Raw genomic sequence first — 24066 nt, forward strand, 5'->3', positions numbered from 1 at the left:
CTCCGCCATATGCCGAGACGAGCCCATGGGTACCGCGATAGACAATACCGAAGTGTTGAAAGACTGGTTCCTGCGCAGCGGCGTGCACACGCCGCTGCACACCTGCATCGGGCCCCTGCCCAGTTCCAAGGCCTCGATCGTGCGCTGGAGCAGCAACCAGCCGGACGCGATGATCCAGACCATCAGCTCCCATCCCAACGATTACCGCATCGCCATCATGCTGGAGCCGGTCGACGCCCGCATCTGGCTGCACGGCCAGCCGGTGTGGGGCGGGGTGATCGCGGCCGAGCGTTTCCGCATCTGTCCGCCCAGCGGCTCCAGCCAGTGGAGCCGCCTGAGCAGCTGCGACATCGTCAACCTGTTCGTGCCGGCCGCGCTGATCGACAACCTGAACGCGCAGCGCGAAACCCCGCTGAGCCTGGGCGCCCAGCAGTTCACCTCGGACCGCCACGTGATGGAACTGGTGCGCCGCATGCTCAATGGCGACGCCATGGCCGGTCCGCTGCAATCGCAGTACTGCGACGGCCTGATGGTGGCGTTGCTGAGCTATTTGCTGGAGCACTACAGCCGGCCCGCGACGGCGCCGCTATCGAGCACCCTGGGCGGCGGCCGCCTGCGGCGCGTGCTGACCCACATGGGCGGCAACCTGGCCACCGGCGTCAGCAACCGCGACCTGGCGGCGCTGTGCGGCATGAGCGAGGCGCATTTCTCGCGCGAGTTCCATCTGGCACTGGGCCTGCCGCCGCACCGCTACCTGATGAAGATGCGGCTGGAGCAGGCGCGCACCATGCTGCTGGCCGGCGGACGGGCGATGGCCGACATCGCCGAAGCCTGCGGTTTCCACGACGCCAGCCATTTGTCGCGCACCTTCAGCCGCCATTTCGGCACGCCGCCGGCAAGGTTCCGCCAGCAAAAAGGAAGTTAGTTTCTCAGCAGCCGGCGCGAGAAACTCACCGCCGCCCCCAGCGCGGCGAAGCCGGCCGCGACCAGCAGCGCGTACACCGTGCCGCGCGTATCCGACAGCGTGAAGCAATACGCCACCAGCGCCGCGCCGGTGGCCTGGCCGCTGAGACGGGCGGTGGCGACGATGCCGCTGGCGCTGCCTGAACGCGCATGCGGCGCGCTGCCCATGATGGCCTTCATGTTCGGCGCCTGGAAGAAACCGAAGCCGACCCCGCACAGCGCCATGCGCCAGCCGATGTCGAACACCGAGGCGTCGGTCGCCATCCCGCTCAACAACAGCACGCCCGCGCACAGCAGCAGCAGGCCGATGCCGCCCAGGGTGCCGGCGTTGTAGCGGTCGCTCAGCCGGCCGGCCACCGGTCCCATCACGGCCACCAGCGCCGGCCACGGCGTCATCAAAAAACCGGTGTCGATCGGCGAACGGCCCAGCGTGTGCTCGAAGAAAAACGGCAGCGACACGAAGGCCAGCCCCTGCACCGCGAAGGTACAGAAGGCCGTCAGCGCGGACAGGGCGAACATCGGATTGCGGAACAAGTCCACCGGCAGCAGCGGCGCCGCGTGGCCCCGCTGGCGGCGCAGCAGCAGCCCCCAGCAGACCGCCGCGCCGGCGATCTCGGCCGGCAGCCGTTGCGGCGCGGCGCCATGGGCGGCGTCGCCCAGCGCCAGGATCAGCAGGCCGAAGGCGCCGACGTTGTACAGCGCCGCCAGCAGGTCCACCTGGTGCGCCGCGCGCGGCGTGTGCGGCAGCGCCTGGTACGCGGCGCTCAACGCCAGCACGCCCAGCGGCACGTTGATCGCGAACAGCCATGGCCAGGACGACAGCGACAGGATCAGCGAGGCCACTGTCGGCCCCACCGCGAACGCCACCGCCACCACCAGCGCGTTGGTGCCGAAGCCCTGGCCCTGGCGCTCGGGCGGGTAGATGGCGCGGATCAGCGCGGTGCTGACCGCCATCATGGCGCTGGCGCCCAGGCCTTGCAGCAGTCGCGCCGCCACCAGCGACGGCAGCGACCAGGCCAGCGCGCACGCCAGCGAGGCCGTGGTGAACAGCACCAGGCCGCCGAGCGCGACGCGGCGGTAGCCGGCGATCTCGCCCAGCGCGGCGAACGGCAGCAGCGTCGCCACCATCGCCAGCTGGTAGGCGTTGACGATCCACACCGAGGCCGCCGGCGTCGCGTGCAGCTGCTGCGCCATGGCCGGCAGGGCGGTGTTGGCGATCGCCGTGTCCAGCGAGGCCAGCGCCACGCCGGTCATCAGCGACAGCATGGCCCACAGCCGTTCGGCCGGCGGCAGGCCGGTCTCGGCCGCGGCGTAGCCGCCCAGCGCGCTCAATCGCGCACCACGCCGGACGGCCCGATGCGCTCGGCGTTGGGCACGTCGGACATGCGGATGCGGATCAGGTGGCGGCGTTCGTCCACATAGGTGGTGCGGCCGTGCAGCATGCGGTGGTTGTCGGCCCACAGCAGGGTGTCGGTGGCCAACTGCTGCTTGAAGCGCGGCGCGCTGTGTTCTGCCACCTCGTTCATCAGCGCCAGCGCCTCCACCAGCGCCGGCGTGCTCAGGTCGGGGCGCACGGCCAGGCCTTTCTGGATCGCGTCGTAGCGCCAGCGCAGCGTGAAGCGGTCGCCGTCGCGGCACGGCGGGCCGAACACCGGCGCCACATGGTGCTCGATGTTGGTCTCGCCGGCGGCGTACACGGCCGGCACACGGAACGGCACCGGCGCGCTGCGCAGCAGCTCGTAAGCGGCGCGGCCGGCCGCCGTTTGCTGCAGGGTCTGGTAAATGTCCTCGCCGTCGATCAGCAGCGAATGGCCGCCTTCGCAGTTGGCCGCCTGCACCACGTACAGGATGAACTGCTCTTCCGGCATCGGATAGAACGAGGAATCGGTGTGCATGTCGGCGCTGCCGACGCGCTCGGAAAAAGTGGTGAAGCGGGCGTCGCTGTGCGCCTGCGGCCGCGACTTGACGTCCCAGGCCACGCGGCCGGTGCGCTGGTCGGTGGAGGTGGGGTAGCCCAGCATCAGCGTGATCGCATACAGGGCGGCGTTGCGGCGGTCCTCGCTCAGGCCGTGCAGGCCGAGACCGGTCAGCGCGGCGCCGTTGGTGCCCAGGCCGCGCAGCTGGCGCGTCAGCCGGCGCAGCGCGCCGACCTCGCCCAATTCGGCGCGCAGGGCCACCTCCTCGGGGTGGGCGTAAAAACCGTTTTCATTAAAACCATTAAAGCGGCGGCTTAGTATCTCGTAAATGATATTTAAATCATTTCCCCAGGAGATATCGGCCGGCACGATGGTGACGTTTTCATTGATTTTTAATAAAGTTGGCATAAAAATTCCTCTTAATTAAAACGGTTGCTGCTGCCGGGACTGTGCAGATATTCTAAAGCTATGTTAAGGTTCTGGTTGTTGTTTTTGATGCTGAATGGCAACTAAATTTATGGTATTGGCATTGATAAATGCTTTAGAAACAATATGTTGTGAATAGTGCACAAGGCTGTAAGGCCCGAGGTTTGCTGGGTGCGGCATGCGTTATGATTGAATTTGACCATACCCGCATTGCGGCCAGTTACTATCAAATTAAACGTTGAAGGACTAGCATAATGAAATGGTTTAATTCGCTACGCCTGGCGCAAAAACTGGGGCTGGCTTTCTCCCTGGTATTGGCTTTGACCGTGCTGGTGGGGGTGTTCTCCGTCTGGGAGTTATCGCAGGTTAATAATACCTCCAAGCGGTTTTCGGCGCGCTGGATGCCCAGCATCCGGGTGATCGAAGACATCAAGTCGCAGATCGCGCGCATCCGCACCCGTGAGCTGCAATACATCATTTCGACCAGCCCGGCGGACATGGACAAGTACGACCAGGTGATCGCCAAGGACCTGGTCGACCTGAAGAAGATGCAGGACGACTATGTGGTGCTGGCCAGCACCGCCGAGGAACAGGCGATGTATGCCAAGTTCGTCGACCTGTGGGCGCGCTATATGGATGAAGACGCCAAGATCCGCGCCGCCGCCCGCGCCAGCAACGACGACCAGGCCAAGGCGCTGATCCGCGGCGAATCGAACAAGCTGATCGTGGCGCTGCGCGGCCAGGTCGACCAGCTGGTCGAGTTCTACACCGACGGCGGCAAGCAGGAGGCGGTCGAGGGCGACCGCCGCTACGCCTCGTCGCGGCTGTGGATATTGGCGCTGGTGGTTGGCAGCGTGCTGTTCGGCGCCGCCGGCGCGCTGCTGATCACGCGCTGGCTGACGCGCAGCCTGGGCGGCGAGCCCGACTATGCGACCGACATCGTCCGCCAGATCGCCGCCGGCGACCTGGGCGTGACGGTCGAGACCCGCGCCGGCGACAGCACCAGCCTGCTGTTCGGCATGCGCACCATGCGCGACAACCTGGAGAAGATCGTCGGCGAGGTGCGCGGCGCGACCGGCGTGATCGCCAGCGCCTCCGGCCAGATCGCCGCCGGCAACCTGGACCTGTCCTCGCGCACCGAGCAGCAAGCCAGTTCGCTGGAGGAGACCGCCGCCTCGATGGAGGAGCTGACCTCGACCGTGCGCCACAACGCCGACAACTCGGCCCAGGCCAACCAGCTGGCCACCGTGGCCGCCAGCGTGGCGCAGAAGGGCAGCGCGGTGGTGGCGCAGGTGGTCGACACCATGGGCGCGATCAACACGTCTTCGCGCAAGATCGCCGACATCATCGCCGTCATCGACGGCATTGCGTTCCAGACCAATATCCTGGCCTTGAACGCGGCGGTGGAGGCGGCCCGCGCCGGCGAACAGGGCCGTGGCTTCGCGGTGGTGGCGACCGAGGTGCGCAACCTGGCCCAGCGCTCCGCCGCGTCGGCCAAGGAAATCAAGGACTTGATCGGCGAATCGGTCGGCCAGGTGGACATCGGCAGCAAGCTGGTGGCCCAGGCCGGCGCCACCATGAACGAGGTGCTGGAAAGCGTGCAGAGCATGGCCGGCGTGATGGCGGAAATCACCCACGCCAGCCGCGAGCAGAGCGCCGGCATCGAGCAGGTGAACCAGGCCATTTCGCAGATGGACACGGTGACCCAGCAGAACGCCGAGCTGGTGCAGCAGGCGGCGTCGGCCTCGCAGGGCCTGCAGGACCAGGCCGCCACGCTGTCGCAGCTGGTGAGCGTGTTCCGGCTCAAGGATGGGGCGCGCGGCGGCCCGCCAGCGGCGCGTTCGGCGCGCGCGCCCAAGTGGCCGGCGCTGAGCGGCGCTGCGCCTTAGCGACCTTGGCGCTGGCGTGGTCAGCGCCCCACAGTTTGCACTGCGGCATGGGAATGCGAGCAGGAAAGTACTAAAACAGCAGTCCTGTCCGTGACCTGAGCGCGGCGACCAAAGACACTCCGTGACAGTTGCAGTATTTCATCAAACTGTCATACCACGGAGTGTCACATGTCGCCTATTCGCCCTATCGTTCGTGCCGTCGCGCTGTTGTGCGCCGGCGCGGTTCCCCTGACCGCCGCCGCCCAGGCCAGCGCTGAAGCCAGCACCGCCAACACCGTTGCGCCGCCGCGCGTGGAAATCACCGGTTCGCGCATCAAGCGCGTCGACGCCGAAACCGCGTCCGCCGTACAGGTGATCACGGCCGAGCAGATCGCCCGTTCCGGCGCCGCCACCATCACCGACGTGCTGCGCGATCTGCCGGCCGGCAATACCGGCGGCTACACGGCCGAGGGCACGCCGGGCCAGGCCTTCGGTTCGGCCGGCATCTCGCTGCGCGGCCTGGGCGCCGGCGCCACGCTGACCCTGATCAACGGCCGCCGCGTGGCGCCGTTCGGCTTCGGCTCGGCCTCGTTCGTCGACACCAACTCGATCCCGGTCGACGCCGTCGAGCGCATCGAGGTGCTGCTCGACGGCGCCTCGGCGATCTACGGCGCCGACGCCATCGGCGGCGTCATCAACATCATCCTGCGCAAGAACTACGAGGGCCTGGCGCTCAAGGTGTCCGGCGGCACCTCGGCCTACCACGACGGCAACACCGGCGACATCGGCCTGACCTACGGCAAGGGCACCCTGGCGCAGGACGGCTACAACTGGCTGCTCAGTCTGTCCCATCGCGACACCAGCCCGGTGCTGGTCAACGCCCGTCCGCGCACCAAGGACGCCGACTTCCGCCGCTTCGGCCTGGCCGACCGCCGCTCCTCGTTCTCCAGCAACGTCTACACCGCGTCCGGCACCACCGGCGGCAGCTTCCTCGGCATCATCGGCGATTGCCCGGCGCTGGTGGACGCCGGCTCGCCGCTCAACGGCCGCTGCATCAACGACAACACCACCGCCGTCACGCTGCAATCGAAGAGCCAGCGCGACAACGTCTACAGCGCGCTGACCTACGACCTGGGGCAGGGTTGGGAAATGTTCGGCGACGCCGCGCTCAGCCGCAGCCGCCAGGCTTCCAGCATGTACAGCTACGCCACCAATTCCTACGGCGCCTACACCAACGACCTGCTCGACAAGCACGGCCTGTACGGCAACGCGCCGGGCACCACCATCAGCTACCTGCTGCTGCCGGCCGGCCATCCGCAGAACAAGTGGGGCCAGACGGTGGGCGTGCGCTACGTCTTCAACGACGTGCCGACCACCATCAGCAGCGAGAGCCGCAATATGCGCGCCACCCTGGGCGCGCGCGGCACGCTGGGGCGTTGGGACCTGGAGGCGGCGGCGATGTTCTCGCGCTCGCTGACCGACACCCGCTACCACGGCTACATCCAGGACAAGGTGCTGATCAACGAGGTGCTGGACGCGGACGGCCTGGTGCGCAACAGCTTCCAGCTGCACAACCCGGGCGGCAACGATCCGGCGCTGATGGCGCGCCTGTATCCGCTGCTGGACAACCACGCCGACACCAGCACCAGCAGCGTCGATGTGCACGGCAACCGCGAACTGTTCGCGCTGCCTGGCGGCCAGCTGGCGATCGCCGTCGGCGCCGAGTACCGCCGCGAGAAATTCGACGCCGCGCCGGACCCGCTGTTCACCGACGGCTCCATCCAGCTGATCGGCATGACCGGCGCCAGTGGTTCGCGCAGCGTGGCCGCCGCGTATGGCGAGCTGTCGGCGCCGGTGCTCAAGACGGTGGAGCTGAGCCTGGCCGCGCGCTCGGACCGCTACAGCGATTTCGGCTCGGCCTTCACGCCCAAGGCCGGCGTCAAATGGAGCGCGCTGCCGCAGCTGGCTTTCCGCTCCACCTACGCCGAAGGCTTCCGCGCGCCGTCGCTGCCGGAGCTGCACGCGGGGAACACCAACGGCTACACCAAGGTGCTCGATCCCAAGCGCTGCCCGGTGTTCAGCACCACCAACGATGATTGCGAACGCTACGTGGCCTTCACTACCGGCGCCAATCCCGACATCCAGGCGGAAAAATCCAAGAGCGTGACGATAGGCTTCGTGGCCGAGCCTGTGCCGGGATGGTCGTTGTCGGTCGATGCATACCACATCAAGCGCCGCGACGAGCTGTCCACCATCAGCTCCACCTACCTGCTCGAGCATGAGGCGCAGTTTGCCGACCGCATCGTGCGCAACGCCGTCAGCGGCAAGCTCGATCACCTGAGCCTGATCACGGCCAACCTGTCGTCGACGCAGACGCGCGGCGTCGACGTCGATGCGCGCGGCAGCTTCAGCGTGGGCAGCTACGGCCGCGTCTCGCTGAGCGCCAGCTACAACCGCATGAACAGCTACATGAGCACCGACGTGCCGGGCAACGATCCGGTCGACTACGTCGGCTACTATGGGCAGCCGAAGAACCGCGGCCGCGCCGGCGTGGCCTGGGACCTTGGCCCGTGGGACGCCAGCATCAACTGGAGCTATGTGGGCGGTTATTTGTTGAAGAGCTCGCCGGATACGGTGTGCTCGTTTGAAGCGGCCGCGCCGCAGTTGTGCAACGTCCACTCGTGGCTGACGGCCAGCGCCTATGTCAGCTACAAGGGTTTCCGCAACCTGGAGCTGTCGATGTCGGTGCAGAACCTGGCCAACAAGGAAGCGCCGATGGACGCCAGCCAGATCCCCTACCTGCAGGGCTACAGCCCGTCGTACCACAGCCAGCTGGGCCGCTTTGTACAGCTGACCGCCAGCTACAAGTTCAAGTAATCAACCCAGGCGCCGGCCTTGTGCCGGCGCCGTTTCAAGAGTCTCCCCATGTCCTGTCACCGAATTCTCATGGCGCTGAGCGCGCTGCTGCTGTCCGCCTGCAGCACCCTCGCGCCTATCGATCACAACAACGATGCGCTGCGCATCGAATGCCACTGGGACCTGCAATACCCGAGCGTGGCGCCGGCCGACGCCACGCTGGCGCAACTGCGCGAAACGGCCACGCGCCGCCTGGCCGCGCTGAACCTGAACGCCCAGTGGGAACTGAACAGCGAAGGCGCCAGCGCCGAAGCCTTCACCGACAGCGAGCCGGACCGCCAGCGCCTGCATCGCCTGCTGAGCGTGGTGCTGCCGGGGATGGAGCGCTATCCGGCCCCGTTCTTCGCCAATGTCCGCCTGCACAACATCGTGCTGGTCAAGGAACTGGCGGTGGGCGGCCAGCGCCGGCTGGCGATGCCGATGGCCGAGGTCGACAGCGTGGCCTACGCCGACAACAGCGCCAAACTGTGCCCGGCCGGCATGGAGATGCGCGTGCATCACGAGTTCTACCACTTCATCGACTACCGTGAGCACAACGACTACTACCACGCCGATCCCGCGTGGCTGGCGCTGAACCCGGTCGGGCTCAACTACGGCAAGGGCGGCGCCAGCTTCTACGGCAAGAACCTGCAGGATGTCGGCCACGCCAAGCCGGGCGTGGTCAGCCTGTATTCCAGCTACGGCCAGGAGGAAGACAAGGCCGAGACCTTCGGCTGGATGATGACGCCCGACTACGCCGCGCGGCTGGACCTGTACGTGATGCAGGACGCCAACCTGGCGGCCAAGCTGCGCCACATGCGCGAGCAGTTCCGCAAATACAGCCAGCCGGGGACATGAGAAATAATTAATTGTTGGGCTTGCAATAGGTGCAAGCAGCCGCAGCTTAGGTCGGTCCATTCTTAAAAAGTGATTAAGATGAATCGATACCCGCTGTGGAAGTACATCGTGATTGTGATCACGGTGTTATTGGGCGCGTTGTACACCGCGCCCAATTATTTTGGCCAGTCGCCGGCGCTGCAGATCAGCAGCGGCAAGACCAGCGTGCGCGTGGACGCCGAGCTGGTGGGCAAGGTCGAGGGCGCGCTCAAGCAAGCGCAAGTGCCTGGCACCGGCGTCGCCTACGACAGCGCCCACGCAGCGGTGCGTGCGCGCTTCGCCGATCCCGATACCCAGTTCCGCGCCAAGTCGGTGCTGGAGAAAAGCCTGAACGCCGACACCGCCGATCCGCAATATCTGGTCGCGCTGAATCTGATGGCCGATACGCCGCAGTGGCTGCAGAGCCTGCACGCGTTGCCGATGTACCTGGGCCTGGACCTGCGCGGCGGCGTCCACTTCCTGATGCAGGTCGATACCAAAGCCGTGTTGGACAAGAAGCTGCAAGGCGTGCAAGCGTCGGTGCGCAGCGTGCTGCGCGACAAGGCCGTGTTCCATGGCGGGATTGCGCGCGTCGGCAACACCCTGGAGATCAGCTTCCGCGACGAAGCCACGCGGCAGAAGGCGAAGGACCTGATCGCGGGCCAGGGCCCCGAGCTGCTGCTGGCCGACGCCGGCGACGGTGCGCAGCTGAAGCTGGTCGCCACGCTCAAGCCGGACGCGTTGAAGCAGACCATCAACGACGGCGTGACGCAGAACATCGCCACCTTGTCCAAGCGCGTGAACGAGCTGGGCGTGGCCGAGCCCATCATCCAGCAGCAGGGGGCGGACCGCATCGTGGTGCAGTTGCCCGGCGAGCAGGACGTGGCGCGGGCCCGCGCCGTCCTCGGCCGCACCGCCACGCTGGAAGTGCGCATGGTCGACGAGAGCATCACGCGCGGCACCGAACTGGGCGCGGCGATACCGTTGAACTCGCAGCTGTACACGGTGGGGCGGGGCGCGCCTACCGTGCTGTACAAGGACGTGGTGCTGACCGGCGACTACATCACCAGCGCCACCGCCGGCCTGGACGAGAACCAACAGCCGGCCGTGTTCATCGACCTCAACACGGCGGGCGGGCGCAAGATGTCGGCCGCCACCAGCGACCGCGTCGGCAAGCATATGGCCATCGTGCTGATCGAGAAGAGCGGCAAGCCGGAAGTGATCTCGGTGGCCACGCTGACCAGCGAACTGAGCGCGCACTTCCGCACCACCGGCGTCGGCTCCGCGCAGGATGCGGCCGACCTGGCGCTGATGCTGCGCTCGGGCGCGCTGTCGGCGCCGATGGAGATCGTCGAAGAGCGCACCATCGGCCCGCAACTGGGCGCGGAGAACGTCGCCAAGGGTCTGCATTCGACCATGTACGGCTTTGCCGCGATTGCCGTGTTCATGATCGGCTACTACATGCTGTTCGGTTTCTTCAGCGTGCTGGCGCTGGCTTGCAATCTGCTGTTGCTGCTGGCCTTGCTGTCGCGGATGCAGGCGACCCTGACCTTGCCTGGCATCGCCGCCATCGCGCTGGCGCTGGGCATGGCGATCGACGCCAACGTGCTGATCAACGAGCGTATCCGCGAAGAGTTGCGCGGCGGCGCCACGCCGCAACAGGCCATCGCCACCGGCTTCGACCGCGCCTGGGCCACCATCCTCGATTCCAACGTCACCACCCTGATCGTCGGCGTGGCGCTGTGGGTGTTCGGCTCCGGGGCGATACGCGGCTTTGCGGTGGTGCATTGCCTGGGGATCTTGACGTCGATGTTTTCGGCGGTGTTCGTGTCGCGCGGGGTGGTCAACCTGTGGTACGGGCGGCGCAAGAAGCTGTCGTCGTTGGCGATTGGCACCGTCTGGCGCGCCAAGTAGATTGTGGTGGATAATGGCCGCACCAAAACGACCAAGGGAGTTCTGATGAAAAAACTATTGCTAGGCTGCGCATTGCTGGCGGCGTTTTCTGCCTACGCGGATGAAGCCGCCACATGCTCGGCGTCCGCTGGCAGCTATCGCAGCGGCGTCGTCGTGAAGGGGCCGAAATTTTCGCACGGCCAGTTCCGCAAGGGCGTGGAGCTGTCGCACACCCATCTGAAGATGAAGTCCGACCAGGACGGCAAGGTGTACGACGTCGCTATCGATAATGTGTTCGCCAGCGGCTTCGAGCCGAACCAGAAGACCGTGCCGGCTTCGCTGAGCGGCATCCGCATCAACGACCGGGTGGAGGCTTGCGGCCAGCTGTACACGGACGGCGGCGTCGGCATCCATTGGGTGCACACCAACTGCGGCAAGAAGCCGACGCCGGCCAAGCCGGATGGTTGGCTGAAGGTGATCGCGGCCGATGGCCAGCCGGGCCAGAATATCGAAAACAATACGCAGTACTGCTCGGTCTTCAAATAAGCCTGGTATTGTCGTGCTTGCTATACTGTTGCCTGTGAGAGAAATTTTCAGGGGAATAGTTTGCAGGCATTGAACAAACGATGGAAGCGATGGGGCGTGGGCGTGGCTGGCGCGGTGGGTGTGTACGCGTTGGCGGGCGGCTGGCTGTTGCCGCAAGTGATCAAGAGCCAGCTTCCAAAGTTTGTCGAGACCGAGCTGGAACGCAAGGCTAGCATCGGCGAAGTCAGCTTCAATCCCTTCACGCTGCGGCTGGCGGTGCAGCAATTCCAGCTGACCGAGGCCAGCGGCGCGCCCCTGTTCGGCGTCGGCGGGCTGGAGGTGGAGATGCAGTGGCGCTCGCTGCTGCGCCGCGCCTGGAGTTTCGCCGAGATCCGCATCGTGGCGCCGACGGTGCAGTTGGCCATCGCGCCGGACGGCAAGTTCAATATCGCCGAGTTCATGGCGACGCTCAACCAACGCAAGCACGATGACAGCGACAGCGGCATGCCGCGCCTGGTCGTCGAGCATTTCGTGCTGGAGCAGGGCAAGGTCGACATGCATGACCGTCATGCCGGCTACAACGATACCTATGCGCCGATCGCCTTCACGTTGAACAACCTGAGCACGCTGCCGGACGAGAACGGCGACTACGCGCTGAGCGCGGACGCGGGCTTGGGCGGCAAGCTGCGCTGGAAGGGCACGAACGCGCTCAATCCTATAGTCGGCAGCGGCGTGCTGACCTTGGAGAATATGGCCTTGCCGGGTGTGTCGACGTATCTGAAGTCGTTCGCGCGGGTGGCGGTGGTGGACGGGCGTTTGTCGGCCAAGCTGCCTTACAAATTCGCTTACAAGGATGGCCAGCTGGATGCCAGCGTGGCCGGCGCCGGTCTGGCCTTGAACGACCTGGTGGTCAAGCGCGATGGCGCGGCCGAGGCTTTCGTCAAGTTGAAGCTGTTCGATGTCAGCGATGTCGGCGTGGATCTGCTCAAGCGCACTGTGACGGTGGGCGGCATGCATGTCAACGGCGGCGTGCTGGCGGTGCGGCGCGATGCCAAGGGCGAGCTGGACGTGGCGAGCTTGATGCTGCCCGCTGCGCCCGCGAAGGCGTCGGCGCCTGTCGCGGCGGCCAAGCCTGCGCCGGCGGGCAACTGGAAAATCCAGCTCAAGCAGCTCGCATTCGACGACATCGCCGTGGCGGCGGTGGATGAAACCGTCAGCCCCGCGCTGAAGTTCAATGCGGACAAACTCAAGCTGCACCTGCAACTGCAAGCCGAACCCGCCGCCGACGGCCTCAAGCTGAACATCGCCGACGCGGCCTTCTCGGTGGACAATCTGGTGCTGAACAGCGGCGCGATGACGCCGTTCAAGCTGGCGCAGCTGGGCTTCGACGGCGGCGAGATCGACCTGGCCGCGCACCGCGCCAGCCTGGGGCGCCTGTACTTCGACGGCGGCCAGCTGGACCTGTCGCGTGACGCCAAGGGCAAGTTCCTGTTCCTGAGCGCCTTCCCCAAATCGGGCGGCGGCGCGCAGGCGCCGGCCAAGGATGCCCCGGCCTCGGCGCCATGGGCAGCCAATATCAAGACCGTCGAGTTCAACAAATTCGGCGCCCGCTACGACGATGCGAGCAGCGGCATCAAGGCCAATCTGCAAGACTTCAACCTCAAGCTGACCGACGCCGGTACCGACCTGAAGAAGCCGCTGGCCTTTGACGGCGCGGTCGGCCTGCGCGAAGGCGGCCTGCTGACCGCCAAGGGCAAAGTGGTGCCGTCCACCGGCGCCGTCGACACCGATCTCAAGCTGACCAAGCTGGCGATCGCGCCGGTGCAGCCTTTGCTATCCAAGTACGTCAAGCTGAAGATCGCGGCCGGCAGCATCTCCGGCCAGGGACGCTTGCACACCGGCGCCGGCGGCAAGACCGATCCCGGCCTGCGCTACGACGGCTCGTTGGAAGTGGCCGAACTGGCGCTCGACGAGGAAGACAACGACCGCTTCGCCCACTGGAAGTCGGTACGTGCCGACAAGCTGGCCTTCGGCCTGTCGCCGGATGTGCTGGATATCGCCGAGCTGCGCGTCATCGAGCCGGACGCCACGCTGATCATCGAGAACGACCGCAGCTTCAACGCCCAGCGCCTGCTGGTGACGCAGCCTGCCGCCGCCAAGCCGGCCGCCGCGCCGGCGACGACCGCCGAGCCGTTCCCGGTCAAGGTGCGCCGCGTGCGCTTCGAGAACGCCAAGCTGGCCTTCACCGACCTGAGTTTGCGGCCGCAATTCGGCGCCAGGATTTATGAGCTGGGCGGCGTGATCACCGGCCTGTCGTCCAAGCGCGACGCCAGCAGCCAGATCGAGCTGGACGGCCGCGTCGACGACTTCGGCCTGGCGCGCATCCGCGGCAAGCTCAATCCCTTCGTCCCGGCCGACAACACCGACATCAACGTGGTGTTCAAGAACGTCGACATGGTGTCGGCCTCGCCATACAGCATGAAGTTCGCCGGCTACAAGATCGCCCAGGGCAAGATCTCGCTGGACCTGGAATACAAGGTCGCCAAGGGCCAGTTGGAAGGCAACAACCACATCGTGCTCGACAACCTGACGCTGGGCGAGCGCATCGACAGTCCGGACGCGCTCAAGCTGCCGCTGGAACTGGCGCTGGCCATCCTGAAGGACAGCGACGGCCGCATCGACCTCGGCGTGCCGGTCTCCGGCAATATGAACGATCCGCAGTTCAGCTACGGCTCGGTGGTGTGGAAGGCGATCGGCAACATCATGAGCAAGATCGTGACCTCGCCGTTCCGCGCGCTGGGCAATCTGTTCGGCGTCAGCGGCGACAAGCTGGAGTCCATCGACTTCGATGCCGGCAGTGATGCGGTGTTGCCGCCGGAGCGCGAGAAGCTCAAGCAGGTGGCGCTGATCCTGGCCAAGAAGACGCAGCTGAAGCTGTCCGTGCCGGGCCAGTACAACGAGCCGGTGGACGGCGCGGCCCTGCGCGCGCAAGCCTTGCGCCGCGTGGTGCTGGCGCGCGCCGACATCAAGCTGGCGGCCGGCGAGCAGCCTGGCCCGCTCGACATGGGTCAGCGCAAAGTGCGCGGCGCCATGCGCGACCTGTATGCCGAGCGCTTCGGCGCGGCCGAGCTGGACCAGCAGAAGAAGGCCGCCGAAGCCGCCGCCGGTCCTACCGCCGCCGCCGACCCAGCGCAAAAGAAACTGCCGATGCTGCAGCGTCTGGGCAAGCTGGTGCAGGGCGAGCCGCAAGTGGCGGACGCCACGGCCTTCTATGCCAAGCTGCAAGAGCGCCTGGAGCAGAAGCAGCCGTTGCCGGCGGACGCCTTGCCGCAGCTGGGCGCCAAGCGTTCCGCCGCGATCATGGCCGCTTTGAAAGGCGAGGGCGTCGACGCCGCGACCGCGCACACCACCGCGCCGGAGCCGGTGGACGCCAGCGCCGGCAAGCCGATCGCCTTGAAACTCGGACTGTCGGCCAAATAAGATGAGCGACGATAAAAAACACGCTGGCGGCAGCGCGCTGCTGGCCGGATTTGCACTGCTGGCCAGCCAGCTGTCGCTCAATTTCGGCGCGGCGATCGCCAAGCATCTGTTCCCGCTGGTGGGCGTCGAAGGCGTGACGGCTTACCGGGTTGGCCTCGCGGCGGTGCTGATGCTGGCGATCTTCCGTCCGTGGCGCACGCCGCTGACGTGGGCGCAGGGCGTCAACGTGGCGATCTATGGCAGCGTGATCGGCCTGATGAATCTGCTGATCTACCGTTCCTTCGACCGCATCCCGCTGGGCATCGCGGTGGCGATCGAAGTGGCCGGGCCGTTGACGGTGGCGGTGCTGTCGTCGCGCCGGCCGCGCGATTTCGCCGCGGTCTGCCTGGCGGTGCTGGGCTTGTATTTCCTGCTGCCCATCCACGGCAAGGTCGACCAGCTCGATCCGGTCGGCGTGATGTACGCGGCCGGCGCGGCGGTGTGCTGGGCCTTGTACATCGTGTACGGCAAGCGGGTGTCGGTGATGCATGGCGGGCAGTCGGTGGCGTGGGCCATGTTGGCGGCGTCGTTGTTCATCGTGCCGCTGGGCGGATGGTACGGCGGCGCGGCGCTGCTGACGCCAAGCTATCTGCTGATCGGCCTGGCGATCGCGGTGATGTCGAGCGCCTTGCCGTACACGCTGGAGATGCTGTCGATGCGCACCTTGTCGTCGCGCACCTTCAGCATGTTCAGCAGCGGCGCGCCGGCGCTCAGCGCGCTGGCCGGCATGGTGGTGCTGGGCGAGCACCTGACCTTGACGCAATGGCTGGCCATCGCCAGTATCGTGCTGGCGTCGGCGCTGACCTCGTTGCGCTGAACTGTGTTGCGTTTGTGTCTAGTTCGTGGCAGCATAGCCGCTTACTGGAGGAGTCACCCTATGCAAGTCGTCCGCGCACAACAACCGATCGCCGCCGCCACTGTCTCGCTGATCGCGTGGGTGCTGTGCGTCGCCGCCTTCCTGCCGCCGCTGAACAAATACATCGTGGGCTCGGTGCCGCTGGTGATTTTGGCCGGGGTTGGCATCGCCGTCAGCCTCATCCTGCACCTGGTGTTCATCGGCATGTCGGCCAAACTGCTGGGCCGCTCGCCGGTGCTGTGGGTGCTGATCTGTCTGTGCCTATTGCCGGTGGCGTCCATCGCCGGCCTGATTCTGTTCGAGTGGTTCAGCGACCAGGAAAATCAAGCCAGCGTCTAAAAATGGTATTGCAAAAAGCCTAAACCTTCGGCTAGTATGGATCCCGATGCAACATTGCATCGACGTCGCTCGGACGGTTCCGGGCGCTTACGTGAGATATCCATGACTGACACCCAAACTCCGCGCAGCTTTTCGCGCATCGATCGCCTGCCCCCCTACGTTTTCAATGTCACCGCCGAGCTCAAGCTGGCGGCGCGCCGTCGCGGCGAAGACATCATCGACATGTCGATGGGCAATCCCGATGGCGCCACACCGGCGCACATCGTCGAGAAACTGGTTGACACCGTACAACGTCCCGACACGCACGGCTACTCGGCCTCCAAGGGCATACCGCGTCTGCGGCGTGCGATCACTAAGTGGTACCAGAACCGCTATGAAGTCGAGTTCGATCCCGATGCGGAAGCCATCGTCACCATCGGCTCCAAGGAAGGCCTGGCCCACCTGATGCTGGCGACGCTGGACCAGGGCGACACGGTGCTGGTGCCCAATCCCAGCTACCCGATCCACATCTGGGGCGCGGTGATCGCCGGCGCGAACATCCGCTCGGTGCGCATGACCCCCGGCGTCGATTTCTTCGACGAGCTGGAACGGGCGGTGCGCGAGAGCTATCCGAAGCCGAAAATGATGATACTCGGCTTCCCATCGAACCCGACCGCGCAGTGCGTGGAGCTGGAATTTTTCGAGCGCGTGGTGGCGCTGGCCAAGCAGCACAACATCCTGGTGGTGCACGACCTGGCCTACGCCGACATCACCTTCGACGGCTGGAAAGCGCCGTCCATCATGCAGGTGCCGGGGGCGCGCGAGGTGGCGGTGGAGTTCTTCACCATGTCCAAGAGCTACAACATGGCCGGCTGGCGCATCGGCTTCATGGTCGGCAACAAGGAGCTGGTGTCGGCGCTGGCGCGCATCAAGAGCTATCACGACTACGGCAGCTTCACGCCGGTGCAGGTGGCGGCGATCGCCGCGCTGGAAGGCGATCAAAGCTGCGTCAGCGAGATCTGCGCGATGTACCAGAGCCGCCGCGACGTGCTGCACAAAGGCTTGTGTGAAGCCGGCTGGCCGGTGGACAAGCCGAAGGCGTCGATGTACATCTGGGCCCGCATCCCGGAACAGTATCGCCACCTGGGTTCGCTGGAGTTTTCCAAACTGCTGCTGGCCGAGGCCAAGGTCTGCGTCTCGCCCGGCATCGGCTTCGGCGACTATGGCGACGAGTATGTGCGGTTCGCGCTGATCGAGAACGAAGCCCGCATCCGCCAGGGCCTCCGCGGCATCAAGGCCATGTTCCGTAAAGCTGAATAAATCTGCTTGGACTTTACGCCGCATCAAACGGGATGTTTGATGCGGCGGCTACTGTGTTCCTGAATTCCTACAGGAGCACCCATCATGCCATTCTCGTCCATCAGCGACAGTACGCGTCGATTGCTCGACGCTGTCAGGAAACTCGAACTCACTTTGCAATCGGCTGGCTTGCCGCGCATCCTGGCGCGGTTGCCGGTATGCTGGCTGTGCTGGCACTACTGCCGCACGCTGGACCAGAAGATCGTCCGCATCAAACGCATCGCCGGCAAATTTGAGCAGTGGCTGCCGACGATCCGCGCTTACTCGGGCGATGGAACGGCGCAGATGGAGTTGATCGACGTCGACCTCAGCATGCGCAACGATATCGAAATCACCAAGAACACCATGTGGGAACTGCGCAGCTACTGCATCGACGTCGGCCGCATGTTCGAGCAGCTGGGCTACCAGTCGCCGGGATTGCGCCGGCGGCAGGCGCTGTTCTTGCAGATTTTGGAGAACTCCTGTGTAGCGGCCGGCACCATGCAGGCCGCGCTGGCCGAGCACGACAATACGGCGCTGGCCTTGCTGCGCGCGCGGCAGGTGCAGCAGCATGTCGGCGGCGCCGAGGCGCCGGCCGTTTAGAAACCTTCCAGCACGATCTTGCCTTTGGCGCGGTTGCTTTCGATCAGCGCATGCGCGCGCTTCAGGTTGGCCGCGTTGATCTTGCCGTAGCGTTCGGCCAGCGTGGTCTTGATGACGCCGGTTTCGACTAGCCGGGCCACATCGTTCAGCAGCTGATGCTGCTTCTGCATGTCCGCCGTCTCGAACATCGAACGGGTGAACATGAATTCCCAATGCAGGGAAACGCTCTTGCGCTTCAACAGTCGCACGTCGATGGCGGCCGGGTCGTCGATCAGCGCGACCTTGCCTTGCGGCGCGACCAGCTCGGCGATGGCGGGCCAGTGATGGTCGGTCTGGTTCAGGCTGGCGACGTGCGTCACCGCTGGCAGGCCGAGGCGGGCGATCTCTTCGTTCAGCGGCTTGCTGTGGTCGATGACGTGGTGCGCACCCAGTTCCCGCACCCAGGCCGCCGTGTCGGGACGCGAGGCGGTGCCGATCACCGTCAGTCCGGTCAGCTGGCGCGCCAGCTGCACGAGAATTGAGCCGACGCCGCCGGCCGCGCCGATCACCAGCAGCGACTGGCCGCGCACGCCCTTGTCGCGGCTCACTTCCAGCCGTTCGAACAACAGCTCCCAGGCGGTGATGGCGGTCAGCGGCAGCGCGGCGGCCTTGCCGAAGTCCAGGTTCTTGGGTTTGTGGCCGACGATGCGTTCGTCCACCAGGTGCAGTGCGCTGTTGGTGCCTGGGCGCATCAGCGCGCCGGCGTACCAGACTTCGTCGCCCGGCTGGAACAGCGTGACGTCGGGGCCGACTGCCCGGACCACGCCGGCCGCGTCCCAGCCGATGACTTTGCTGTCGCCGTCGGCCGGCGCCATGTTGGCGCGGATCTTCACGTCCACCGGATTGACCGAGATGGCGCGCACTTCGATCAGCAGGTCGTGGCCGCTCGCTTGCGGCGCTGGCAGTTCGATGTCGATCAGGGCGTCCTCGTCGGTGATGGGGAGGGACTTGCGGTAGGCGACGGCTTTCATTGCAATGCTCCGGCTGCGTTGGGATAGGGGTATCATCATTTATTTCGCGGCCTTGAAAAAGGGGTGGTATAGCGAAACACTTTCAAAGGAATGCTGAAATTGCTGCGATTGGATGATTTGACCGTCTTTGCCCGTACCGCCGACCGGGGCAGCCTGTCCGCCGCCGCGCGCGAGCTGGAGATATCGCCGGCGCTGGCCAGCGCCTCCGTCAAGCGGCTGGAAGGCGAGCTGGGCTTCCGTCTGTTCGCCCGCACCACGCGCTCGTTGCGCTTGACGGAGGATGGCGAACACTATCTGCGCCACGCGCGCGAGGCGTTGCGCTTGCTGAAGGAAGGCCACGATGCGCTGATCCAGGGCCAGGAAACGCTGGGCGGCACGCTGAAGATTTCGATGCCGTCCGACCTGGGCCGCAATATGATGGTCGGCTGGCTGGACCAGTTCCAGGCGCTGTATCCCAAGGTCAGTTTCCAGCTCAGCATCAGCGATCGGGTGTCGGACATGTACCGCCAGCCGGTCGATATCGCCATCCGCTACGGCCGGCAGGAGGACTCCAGCCTGGTCGCGCTGCCGCTGGCGCCGGACAATCGGCGCGTGCTGGTGGCCTCGCCGGACTACATCAGGCAACACGGCAAGCTGACGGAATTGAACGAGCTGCTGCGCCACAACTGCCTGCGCTTCATGGTGGAGGAGGTGATACACGACCGCTGGAGTTTCTACCGCAATGCCGCCGCCGAGCCGCTGGCCATCCACGTCAGCGGCAACCGCAGCGCCGACGATGCCGACGTGGTGCGGCGCTGGGCGGTGGCGGGTATGGGCATCGCCTACAAATCGCGGCTGGACCTGGCGGACGATATCCGCAGTGGGCGCCTGCAGATCCTGATGCCGGACATACTGGGCGAGCCGGCGCCGCTTAATATGCTGTGCATGCACCGTGCGCAGATCACGCCGACGGTGCTGCAACTGCGGGACTTCCTGCGCACGCACTGCGAGCAAGCATAGAAATACGCTTAGAAAATAATTAAAACGACAAGCTGGCGCTTACGGCGGCGCAAAATGCGCTTACCATAGCTCCAATATTTACCAGGAGATACTCCGATGACCGAAACCCAGCGCGACATCCTCAGTGCCTGTTTTTCCCTGACCTTGATCGCACTGGCGGCGTTTGTCATGCATCGCTTCTTCCTGCCGCTGATCTGGGCCGGCATCCTGTGCGTGGCCACGTGGCCGCTGTACCAGCGCATACGGGCGCGCTTCGGCCGCCACGATGTGCTGGCCGCCGCCGCGCTGACCTTGATCTGCGTGGCCGTCTTCATCGTGCCGGTGTCGCTGGGCGTGGCGCAGGCGGCCAAGCAGGCGCCCGAGCTGGCCAACTACATCGTCACCGCCAACACCGACGGCATTCCGGTGCCGGCTTTTGTCCTGCATCTGCCGATGGTCGGCGAATGGCTCAGCGACTGGTGGCAAGCCACGCTGAGCCAGCCGCACGGACTGTCGCACCTGCTGTCCGAGCGTGAAATCAACGGCCTGCATTCGGCCAGCGACATGATCAAGGTGGCGGGCGTCGGCTTCATGCATCGGCTGGTCGACTTCGGCCTGGCCTTCCTGTGTTTGTTCTTCTTCTACAAGGACGGCGAGGCGTTGAACCGCCAGATCACCGCCATCGGCAGCCATTGCTTCAGCGAGCAGCGCTGGGCGCGCTACGCTGAAAAAATCCCGACGGCGATCCGCGCCACCGTCAACGGCCTGGTGCTGGTGGGCCTGGCGGAAGGCGTGTTGATCGGCATCGGCTACGCGTTCGCAGGCCTGCCATCGCCCGCGCTATGGGCGGCGGTGACAGGCATCCTGGCGATCATTCCATTTGGCGCGCCGATCGCTTTCGTCAGCGCGGCGGCGGTGCTGGTGTTCAACGGCGCGGTGCCGGCGGCGATCGCGGTCGCGGTCTGGGGCACCATCGTGCTGTTCGTGGCGGATCACTTTGTACGGCCCGGCATGATCGGCAACGCCACGCGGCTGCCGTTCCTGGCCGTACTGTTCGGTATCCTGGGCGGGGTCGAAACCCTGGGCCTGGTCGGACTGTTTATCGGTCCGGTTGTGATGGTTCTGTTTGTGACGCTGTGGTACGAGGCGAATCTGTTTGATGACGGTACGCCAGTTGCCAAACCCAGGTGAGGAGCGCGAGCGAGGCCGCGGCATCGGCCGGCCTGTCTTGCGACTGGATCGGGCAACTGGCACCGGCAACCATTAGTGCGCCTTCGACAGGATCAGCAGCCAGCGGCGGAACATCAGCACTTCCAGATGGCCTGCCTGTACGCCGGTGTCGCATTCCATGATCGGGTTCACCGCGTAGTAGCGCTTGCGGAAGTCACGGCACACCAGCACTTCGCGTTTGCCCATGCGTACCAGGAACGAGGTAGGCATATATTCGAGACCGAAGCGGGAACCAAAGCTGCTATTCAGTGTAGTCATGACATTTCCTTTGTGGGGAGTAGCGTTTAACGAGGAGTTCAGAATAGCATAACTACTGTATGAATAAACAGGTACTGTGTAAATAAACAGTAAATTCGTTTTTTCGTGGTTTTTCCACCAACTTGCACGGTTAGAAGCGTTGGAGCGCCAAATTTTCACCAAATTCGTCCGTTTCATTGAAGCAAGATTGTCGCCGGGTGGCGAATTCGGCCTGCACCTGACCGCCGGCCTGGCGCTGCTGGTGGCGGCTGCCGCGGTTTTCGGCGATTTGGCCGAGGATGTGATGGGCAAGGAGTCGATCACCGTGCTCGATATGCAGGTGGCGCACTGGTTCCATGCCCATGCCTTCGAACCGCTGACCAGTTTCATGCTGGGCGTGTCGCTGCTGCATACCGGGGCGGGGATGGTGCTGCTGGTGGCGGCGCTGGGCTGGTATTTCTGGCGCGTGCAGGCGCGCTACTGGCTGCTGGCACTGCTGGTGGCCGTGCCCAGCGGCGCGCTGCTGAATGTCGCCCTGAAGTACTACTTCCAGCGTGCCCGGCCGGTGTTCGATGAGCCGCTGGTGACGCTGATGACCTACAGTTTCCCCAGCGGCCACACATCGGCCGCGACCTTGTTCTACGGCCTGCTGGCGAGCTATCTGGTGATCGCCCGTCCGCACTGGCATGCGCGCTTGGGTACGGCGGTCGGCTGCGCCTTGATGGTATGGTTGGTGGCGTTGAGCCGCGTCTATCTTGGCGCGCACTATTTAAGCGACGTGCTGGCGGCCATGGCCGAGAGCGTGGCGTGGCTGGCGGTCTGCATCACGGCGATCTCGACGCTGCGCCGGCGACGGGAAGCCAGAACGATATAAACTATTTCCGGGAGAACGCGCTGGACAGCATCATCGTCATCATCAACGCCGGCGCCGGGCAGGGCTATTGCGGCGGCTGGACCGCCGCGCTGGCGGAGAAATTCCGCAGCCACGGCGTCGAGCCCGACATCACGCTGGCCAAGAGCGGCGCGGCGATGGTGGCGCGCGCCGAACAGGCGTTGGCCGACGGCGCGCCGGTGGTGGTGGCGGGCGGCGGCGACGGCAGCATCAACGCGGTGGCGTCGGTGCTGGTGGGCAGCGCCACGCGGCTGGGCGTGCTGCCGCTGGGTACGCTGAACCACTTCGCCAAGGACTTGAAGATACCGCTGGAGCTCGACGCGGCCGTGGCCAATGTGGTGCAGGGCAGGGTGTGCCAGGTGGACGTGGGCGAAGTCAATGGACGCATCTTCCTCAACAATTCCGGCCTGGGCATCTATCCCGACATCGTGCGCGACCGCGAGCAGCAGCAGCGCCATCTGGGCCGCAGCAAGTGGCCGGCGTTCGGCCGCGCCTTGTTCGCGGCGTTGCGGCGCTTTCCGTTCATGAGCGTGCGGCTCAAGATCAATGGCGAAGAGCATCTGCGCCGCACGCCCTTCGTCTTCATCGGCAACAACGAATACCGGCAAGGCCTGACGCTGGGCGCGCGCGAGCGGCTCGATAGCGGCAATCTGTGCCTGTACGTGGCGCAGAAGCCGACCCGGCTGGGACTGCTGCGCTACGGGCTGCACGCCATGCTCGGCAAGCTGGGCGAGGCGCGCGATTTCGACGTGCTGTCGGCGCCGGAGTTGATCATCGAAACGCGGCACCATCACATGCGGGTGGCCACCGACGGCGAAGTGTCGTTGATGAAGCCGCCGCTATGCTACCGCTCGCGGGCGGCGGCGTTGAGCGTCATCGTACCGGCCCAGGAGGGGTAGCATGCGCACCATCGTCCATTTATCCGATCTGCATTTTGGCCGCGTCGACCAGAATCTGCTGCGGCCGCTGCAAGCGCTGGTCGCCAGCCTGGCGCCGGACGTGGTGGTGGTGTCCGGCGACCTGACGCAGCGCGCCAAGACCGAAGAGTTCAAGGCGGCGCGGGCCTTCCTTGATACTTTGCCGGGGCCGCAGATCGTGGTGCCTGGCAATCACGACATCCCGCTGTACAACGTCGCCAGCCGTTTCCTGACGCCATTGCGCAAATATACCCGCTACGTCACGCTGGACTTGACGCCTGAGTATGTGGATGAAGAGATCGCCGTGCTGGGCATCAATACCGCGCGTTCGCTGACCTTCAAGGATGGCCGCATCAACGGTGAACAGATCGAGCAGATCCGCCGCCGCATGGGCGCGGTGGACCCGCAACTGACGCGCATCATCGTCACCCATCACCCCTTCGACATGCCGGAGGCGCTCGACGAGAACGACCTGGTCAACCGCGCGCCGCTGGCGATGCGGGCGTTCGCCGAATGCGGCGTGGATTTGCTGCTGGCCGGGCATTTGCACGTCAGCCACGCGCACAACACGGCGCAGCGTTACGAGATCAGCGGCTACGCGGCCTTGATGGTGCAGGCGGGAACGGCCACCTCCACACGCGGGCGGGGCGAATCGAATTCGTTCAACGTCATCCGCGTCGAGCACGACAAGGTGGAAGTGCAGCGCTACAGCTGGGTGGACGGCACAGGCAGCTTCGAACTGGCGCACACCGAGCGCTTCCAGCGCAGCGGCGGCGCCTGGACGCTTACCGCCGAAGCCTAAACCC

20 protein-coding genes are annotated in these 24066 nt (G+C 65.4%); 16 read left to right on the forward strand and 4 right to left on the reverse strand.

The annotated features are described in order from the left end of the window. Positions 1–25: 25 nt before the first annotated feature. Entirely contained in the window at positions 26–925 is a 900-nt protein-coding gene (locus AC07OK_RS11805; RefSeq protein ID WP_494690481.1) for a helix-turn-helix domain-containing protein, read from the forward strand. Here AC07OK_RS11805 and AC07OK_RS11810 read toward each other — a convergent pair. Both AC07OK_RS11810 and AC07OK_RS11815 read right to left on the reverse strand, forming a co-directional pair. Beyond that, positions 922–2229: an MFS transporter gene (locus AC07OK_RS11810; protein WP_494690601.1), complete on the reverse strand. Its 1308-nt coding sequence runs from the start codon at positions 2227–2229 to the stop codon at positions 922–924. The two genes, AC07OK_RS11805 and AC07OK_RS11810, sit on opposite strands and share 4 nt — an antisense overlap. A gap of 62 nt (positions 2230–2291) precedes the next feature. Beyond that, a complete protein-coding gene (locus AC07OK_RS11815; protein ID WP_494690482.1) occupies positions 2292–3287 on the reverse strand; it encodes a TauD/TfdA family dioxygenase in 996 nt (331 codons plus the stop codon). Positions 3288–3559: 272 nt separating this feature from the next. On the opposite strand from AC07OK_RS11815, the gene AC07OK_RS11820 reads away from it, so the two are divergent. From AC07OK_RS11820 to AC07OK_RS11865, 10 genes are all read left to right on the forward strand, one after another. Continuing rightward, positions 3560–5194 (forward strand): methyl-accepting chemotaxis protein, encoded by a 1635-nt coding sequence (locus AC07OK_RS11820; RefSeq protein ID WP_494690483.1) that lies wholly within the window; start codon positions 3560–3562, stop codon positions 5192–5194. Positions 5195–5362: 168 nt separating this feature from the next. Continuing rightward, complete coding sequence (locus tag AC07OK_RS11825; protein ID WP_494690484.1) at positions 5363–8050, forward strand: TonB-dependent receptor plug domain-containing protein; 2688 nt, start codon at positions 5363–5365, stop codon at positions 8048–8050. A gap of 48 nt (positions 8051–8098) precedes the next feature. Beyond that, on the forward strand, positions 8099–8926 hold the full coding sequence (locus AC07OK_RS11830) for a hypothetical protein (protein WP_494690485.1): 828 nt from the start codon (positions 8099–8101) through the stop codon (positions 8924–8926). Positions 8927–9004: 78 nt separating this feature from the next. Beyond that, on the forward strand, positions 9005–10858 hold the full coding sequence (gene secD, locus AC07OK_RS11835; RefSeq protein WP_494690486.1) for a protein translocase subunit SecD: 1854 nt from the start codon (positions 9005–9007) through the stop codon (positions 10856–10858). A 45-nt stretch (positions 10859–10903) separates the two neighbouring features. Further along, positions 10904–11383, forward strand: a complete 480-nt coding sequence (locus tag AC07OK_RS11840) for a hypothetical protein (RefSeq protein ID WP_494690487.1) — start codon at positions 10904–10906, stop codon at positions 11381–11383. Positions 11384–11443: 60 nt separating this feature from the next. Further along, positions 11444–14842, forward strand: a complete 3399-nt coding sequence (locus AC07OK_RS11845; protein WP_494690488.1) for a DUF748 domain-containing protein — start codon at positions 11444–11446, stop codon at positions 14840–14842. Position 14843: 1 nt separating this feature from the next. Next, positions 14844–15698, forward strand: a complete 855-nt coding sequence (locus tag AC07OK_RS11850; protein WP_494690489.1) for an EamA family transporter — start codon at positions 14844–14846, stop codon at positions 15696–15698. A gap of 60 nt (positions 15699–15758) precedes the next feature. Further along, the gene (locus tag AC07OK_RS11855; protein WP_494690490.1) at positions 15759–16076 is read left to right on the forward strand and encodes a hypothetical protein; all 318 of its coding nucleotides are present in this window, start codon (positions 15759–15761) and stop codon (positions 16074–16076) included. A 102-nt stretch (positions 16077–16178) separates the two neighbouring features. Then, a complete protein-coding gene (gene alaC / locus AC07OK_RS11860) occupies positions 16179–17375 on the forward strand; it encodes an alanine transaminase (RefSeq protein ID WP_494690491.1) in 1197 nt (398 codons plus the stop codon). Positions 17376–17459: 84 nt separating this feature from the next. Beyond that, positions 17460–17996 carry a hypothetical protein gene (locus AC07OK_RS11865; RefSeq protein ID WP_494690492.1) on the forward strand — a complete coding sequence of 179 codons (537 nt, stop codon included), beginning with the start codon at positions 17460–17462 and terminating at the stop codon, positions 17994–17996. Here the strand turns inward: AC07OK_RS11865 and AC07OK_RS11870 are convergent. Continuing rightward, positions 17993–19006: a zinc-binding alcohol dehydrogenase family protein gene (locus AC07OK_RS11870; RefSeq protein WP_494690493.1), complete on the reverse strand. Its 1014-nt coding sequence runs from the start codon at positions 19004–19006 to the stop codon at positions 17993–17995. The two genes, AC07OK_RS11865 and AC07OK_RS11870, sit on opposite strands and share 4 nt — an antisense overlap. A 90-nt stretch (positions 19007–19096) precedes the next feature. On the opposite strand from AC07OK_RS11870, the gene AC07OK_RS11875 reads away from it, so the two are divergent. Continuing rightward, on the forward strand, positions 19097–20005 hold the full coding sequence (locus AC07OK_RS11875) for a LysR family transcriptional regulator (RefSeq protein ID WP_494690494.1): 909 nt from the start codon (positions 19097–19099) through the stop codon (positions 20003–20005). A gap of 96 nt (positions 20006–20101) precedes the next feature. Then, positions 20102–21175, forward strand: a complete 1074-nt coding sequence (locus AC07OK_RS11880; RefSeq protein ID WP_494690495.1) for an AI-2E family transporter — start codon at positions 20102–20104, stop codon at positions 21173–21175. Between the two features lie 72 nt (positions 21176–21247). Here AC07OK_RS11880 and AC07OK_RS11885 read toward each other — a convergent pair whose 3' ends face one another. After that, positions 21248–21472, reverse strand: a complete 225-nt coding sequence (locus AC07OK_RS11885; protein ID WP_026335227.1) for a hypothetical protein — start codon at positions 21470–21472, stop codon at positions 21248–21250. Between the two features lie 139 nt (positions 21473–21611). Here AC07OK_RS11885 and AC07OK_RS11890 point away from each other — a divergent pair, with 139 nt between their 5' ends. The 3 genes from AC07OK_RS11890 to AC07OK_RS11900 are packed head-to-tail and all read left to right on the forward strand — an operon-like array spanning position 21612 to position 24062. Beyond that, positions 21612–22325 (forward strand): phosphatase PAP2 family protein, encoded by a 714-nt coding sequence (locus AC07OK_RS11890; RefSeq protein ID WP_494690496.1) that lies wholly within the window; start codon positions 21612–21614, stop codon positions 22323–22325. Next, positions 22259–23242, forward strand: coding sequence for a diacylglycerol/lipid kinase family protein (locus AC07OK_RS11895; RefSeq protein WP_494690497.1), 984 nt, complete (start codon positions 22259–22261; stop codon positions 23240–23242). Before AC07OK_RS11890 ends, AC07OK_RS11895 begins: the two co-directional genes overlap by 67 nt. Position 23243: 1 nt before the next feature. Continuing rightward, positions 23244–24062: a metallophosphoesterase family protein gene (locus AC07OK_RS11900; RefSeq protein WP_494690498.1), complete on the forward strand. Its 819-nt coding sequence runs from the start codon at positions 23244–23246 to the stop codon at positions 24060–24062. Positions 24063–24066 lie beyond the last annotated feature (4 nt).

Source organism: Duganella sp. GW821-FHT07G03, from assembly GCF_059418605.1.